Source organism: Streptomyces sp. ID05-39B, from assembly GCF_033794725.1.
GTDB classification, from domain to species: domain Bacteria; phylum Actinomycetota; class Actinomycetes; order Streptomycetales; family Streptomycetaceae; genus Streptomyces; species Streptomyces bobili.
Genome location: NZ_JARGEF010000406.1, coordinates 1 through 4,110, shown reverse-complemented (window position 1 = coordinate 4,110; position 4,110 = coordinate 1). Strand labels below are relative to the sequence as shown.

At 71.4% G+C, this 4,110-nt stretch carries 4 protein-coding genes; 3 read left to right on the top strand and 1 reads right to left on the bottom strand.

Annotated elements, in window-relative coordinates; genetic code table 11:
* Together P1P75_RS40120 and P1P75_RS40115 are read left to right on the top strand one after the other, a co-directional pair.
* A partial coding sequence (locus P1P75_RS40120) for an acyl-CoA dehydrogenase family protein (RefSeq protein ID WP_319264643.1) occupies positions 1-552 on the top strand: 552 nt, incomplete at its 5' end.
* Between the two features lie 519 nt (positions 553-1,071).
* Positions 1,072-1,629, top strand: coding sequence for an ATP-binding protein (locus P1P75_RS40115; protein ID WP_319264644.1), 558 nt, complete (start codon positions 1,072-1,074; stop codon positions 1,627-1,629).
* Positions 1,630-2,102: 473 nt separating this feature from the next.
* Here the strand turns inward: P1P75_RS40115 and P1P75_RS40110 are convergent, their stop codons facing one another.
* Positions 2,103-3,029: a cyclase family protein gene (locus P1P75_RS40110; protein ID WP_319264641.1), complete on the bottom strand. Its 927-nt coding sequence runs from the start codon at positions 3,027-3,029 to the stop codon at positions 2,103-2,105.
* Between the two features lie 86 nt (positions 3,030-3,115).
* On the opposite strand from P1P75_RS40110, the gene P1P75_RS40105 reads away from it, so the two are divergent.
* A complete protein-coding gene (locus P1P75_RS40105; protein ID WP_319264640.1) occupies positions 3,116-3,988 on the top strand; it encodes an SDR family oxidoreductase in 873 nt (290 codons plus the stop codon).
* Positions 3,989-4,110: the final 122 nt, after the last annotated feature.

Genomic DNA, 4,110 nt, shown 5'->3' with positions numbered 1-4,110 from the left:
GTGCTGGGGGACGGGGAGCGGGGAGCGGCCGGTCCGGGCGCGGTGGCGGTGCGGTCGGTGGATCCGCTGACACCGCTGCACCGGGTGCCCGCCGCCGCGGGAACCGTCCCCGACCCCGTCGCGGTTCTCCTCACCGCCGCCGAGCAGCTCGGTGGCGCCACGCGCGCGTGTGAACTGGCCGTGCAACACGCCCGGACGCGCGAGCAGTTCGGCCAGCCGATCGGCGGCTTCCAGGCCGTCAAGCACCTGTGCGCGGAGCTGCTGGTGCGGGTGGAGGTGGCGCGGGCCGCCGTCTACGCCGCCGCCGTCACCGCCGACCCCGCCGACATCGCGGCGGCCCGGCTCCTCGCCGACGAGGCCGCCGTACGCGGCGCGCGCGACTGTCTCCAGGTGTACGGCGGGATGGGGTTCACCTGGGAGGCCGAGGTGCACCTGGTGCTGAAGCGGGCGTGGGTGCGCACGCGACGTGCCGGGGGCGATACGGAGAGTGAGGAACTGTTGGCGCGTGAGCTGCTGTCCGGGACGGGCTCCGGGGGCCTCGGCCTGCGGTGATGAGGGCAGGCCGGGAGGCGTGTCGATGATCGTGGCATCGGCCGGTCACACAGCGTGAGATGTGGTTGTGGCCGATGCGTGACCCGTCACGGGCCGGAGTCGGGGAGTCGCTCGGGTACCTTCTGTGGGATGCGAGTGGCTACGAGTGCGAGCCGTGCCGGTGGTGCCCCCGGGGCAGTGCCGGATGCGACGGTGCGCGCCCCTGCTCGCAGCCTGGACGGGCGCGGGAGCGTGGCCTGTTCGACTCCCCGCAGCGAGCGTCGCACAGTATGCCGCACGCGTACTCCTTCGCGCTGGAATATGCCCGAAGCGCTTGTTGGGGTGACTGTATGTCAACCAAGCTGTCTCGTAAGGGAATCACGTTCCGTCACTCCGCCTCTGGCCGTTGTTCTGGTCATGCGGAAAATGGCTACGATCGTGGCCCTCGTCGTCATGGTGCTCGCGTGGCTTGCGTGGCTCACGTGGCGCGCGGCCATGTGTCCGCCGGTTCGGATGGTGTGAGCGGTGCAGGTGCTTCAAGTGCAGCTGGAGATCCGGCCCGACCCCGCTGAAGTGGGTCGCGCCCGGCGGTGGGCCCGTTCGCGCATCGCCGGGTCCGGGATAGAGGCCGACGAGCCGCTCGCCGAGACGCTGATCCTGCTCATCTCCGAGCTGGTCACCAACGCCGTGGTGCACACCGGCTGTCCGGCCGTGCTGCGGCTCTCCCTGCCGGGCGTCGAGGCCGCGGAGGCCACCGTCCGGCTGGAGGTGGCCGACGGCAGCACCCGGGCGCCCGTGCCCCGCTGTGTGGGCGACGAGTCCACGGGCGGCCGTGGACTCGCCCTCGTGGACGGCCTCGCGGACCGCTGGGGCTGGAGCGTCGAGGGACCGGGCAAGCGCATCTGGTGCGAACTCGACCGCTGCGTCCGGCCCGTCGACGGCGCCGGCCCCGGCGGCGCGGCGGAGCGCGCAGGCGCGGCCGAGTACGGCGGTGCGGCGGAGTGCGGCGGTGCGGCGGAGGGTGAGGCCACGGCGGATGCCGGCGCCGGTGCCTTCCGGTCGCCGCTCTACGAGGGCTTCGCGTACGAAGCCGTGTGACGGCGCACGCTGTACGGGTCCTGGGTGTACGGGTGCAGAAAGCGCTGTCGGTCGGGCCGAGGGGTGGAGTCGGTGCGCCCGGACATGCTTCCGTGCGCGCCCATCACAAATGGGACGTAAATCACAAATCCCCGAGCGGGTGTTGACGCCCGGTGTCCGTTTGATCACGCTTGTGGTCAGCGATTCGCCGCGAGGGGACGACGAGGGTTCCGGTGACGGGGACCCCCGCCGAGTGTGGGTCGCGATTCGGCGTCAGGTCCCTCAGGGCCGGGGGAGACCGGGGCGGGTACGCCGAGCCGGATGGTGGCGCGTGGTGCCGTGCTCGGGGCGGGCAGCGGCGCGCCACCATCCGGCATAACCCATCGGACATAACCCGTCCGGCGTGACCTGTGGGGGCTTGCCCTCGTCCGGCGTGACCCGTCGGGCGGTCGGCCGATGGTGGCCCCCGTGTGGCGGCCACACATGGAGGGGTTTCACAGTACGGCCACCGGCGCCACCGGTGTTCCGGTCCCGCCGACGAACGGCTCGGGCGTCGCGGAGAGCAGGAACGCGTATCGCCCTTCTTGTCCACAGGCTGTGGACAACTTTTCGAGATTCCAGTTCTGACCCTGCATCATGCCCATCTCCACCAGGTGCAGCGCGTGCACCGGCAGCCACAGATCCTCGATCTCGGGCGGGAACACCTCGAACGTCAGGGTGTCGTTGGCGACCGCCGCCACGTCACGCGCGTGGAACCACTCCGGCGTGCGCACCGACAGTCCCGGCGAGGGATGCGCGTACGCCTGCCGGTCGCCGGCGAGGTAGACCCGCATCTGCCCGGTCCGTACGAGCACGATGTCGCCCGCCCGTACCCGCGTGCCCGCCAGCTCCTCGGCCGCCTCCAGGTCCTGCGGGGTGACCGCGTGGCCGCCGTCCAGCCGGTCGACGCCACGCGCGCGTGCCACGTCCAGGAGCACCCCGCGCGAGACGACGTACGTGGCTTTGTCGATGCCGCTGAACTCCGCGCCGCCGTGCGCGGTGACGGTGCCGGCCGGGCGGCCGTTGTAGATCCGGCCCGAGTGTGAGACGTGCGGCAGCGCGTCCCAGTGCGTGGCCGCCTGGAGGCCCATCGTCACGGCGTCGTCGCTGCACGCCACCGTGCCCGGCCCGAAGATCTCCTGGTTGATCTGCACCATGGTGTGCAGGGGGTTGACCCGCCCCGGGATCATCCCGGTCTGCACGCCGTCCTCGCGCAGCGGCAGCGCGAGCGGGACGCGGAGCCCGGTGCGCACCTCGGTCACCGCCCGCCGTACGACCTCGTCGGTGATGAGGTTGAGGGTGCCGATCTCGTCGTCGGCACCCCAGCGTCCCCAGTTGTTGACGCGCTCGGCGATGTCGTGGAACTCGGCGGGCAGTGTCATCCGGTGCCTCCCCGGGGCTTGCCGCCGGGTATCCGACGGGACATAGAATCTAACGGTCCGTCAGAAACTGCGGGAAGGGGCCGGGCGTGGGGAACTTCTTGACCGGCAGGGCCGTCGCCGTCACCGGCGCCGGGCGAGGGATCGGCAGGGCGGTGGCGCTCGCCGCCGCGGCCGAGGGAGCGAGCGTCGTCGTCAACGACTACGGCGTCTCCATGGACGGCGGCTCGCCCTCCAGCGAGGTCGCCGAGGCCGTCGTCAAGGAGATCGAGGCCGCCGGCGGCCGGGCCGTCGCCGTCGCCGACGACATCTCGACCATGGCGGGCGGCCAACGGGTCGTCGACACCGCCCTGTCGGCCTTCGGACGGCTCGACGGCGTCGTGTGCGTGGCGGGGATCCTGCGCGAGCGGATGCTGTTCAACATGACCGAGGACGAGTGGGACCCGGTCATCGCCACCCACCTCAAAGGCACGTTCACCGTGTTCAGGGCGGCGTCCGCGGTGATGCGCGCCCAGCGCTCCGGCACCCTCATCGGCTTCACCAGCGGCAGCCACCAGGGGTCGTACTCCCAGGCCAACTACAGCGCGGCCAAGGGCGGGATCATCTCCCTCGTCCGCAGCGCCGCCCTCGGACTGCACAAGTACGGGGTGACCGCCAACGCGGTGGCCCCCGTCGCCCGTACGCGCATGTCGGCCGGCGTGCCGATGGAGCTGACGGAGATCGGGGAGCCCGAGGACGTGGCCGCGCTGGTCGTGTACCTGCTCTCCGAGCGGGCTCGGGAGGCGGGGGTGACCGGGCAGGTGTACACGGTGGCGGGGGCGAAGATCGCGGTGTGGGCGCAGCCGCGCGAACTGCGGTCGGCCTACGCCTGTGGCGGCTGGACCCCGGAGAGCATCGCGGAGGCGCTGCCCGGATCGGTGGGAGTGGATCCGATGCCGCTGCTGCCACGGCCGCCGGGGTGAGCGGGGCGCGGGGATACATACCCCCGGCCCCCCGGAAAGGGAAAAAAACTCGATGCCCTCTTTTCGTTAAAAAAAAAAAAGAGAAAAAAACAGATCAGAGAGTATTATGAGCGCGAGACTGC

What these genes read in the sequence shown, in the direction of transcription:
- P1P75_RS40110 (WP_319264641.1), bottom strand. Translation starts at nt 3,029, where the DNA reads ATGACACTGCCCGCCGAGTTCCACGACATCGCCGAGCGCGTCAACAAC.